Origin of the sequence: Staphylococcus intermedius NCTC 11048 (assembly GCF_002902385.1) — a bacterium.
GTDB classification, from domain to species: Bacteria; Bacillota; Bacilli; order Staphylococcales; family Staphylococcaceae; genus Staphylococcus; species Staphylococcus intermedius.
On record NZ_PPQH01000140.1, the window covers coordinates 1 to 208 of the forward strand.

At 40.9% G+C, this 208-nt stretch carries 1 protein-coding gene; it reads right to left on the minus strand.

Annotation, left to right across the window (positions count from 1 at the left end):
- Positions 1–208, minus strand: a 208-nt coding sequence (locus tag CD138_RS13690; protein WP_142380771.1) for an SdrD B-like domain-containing protein, incomplete at both ends; no start/stop codon positions are given.

The window sequence follows — 208 nt, forward strand, 5'->3', positions numbered from 1 at the left end:
CTCAATCGTATAATCACCTTGTTTAACGTTTTCGAATAAGTAGTTACCATTTGAATCCGTTGTACGTGTATCGACAACGTTACCATCAGCATCTTTCAATGTGACTGTTACGTTAGGGATACCTGGTTCGTCAGCATCTTGGATACCGTCTTTGTTTGTATCTTCCCAAACTTTATCACCGATATTGTGAGTTGGTGGTACAGGTGGC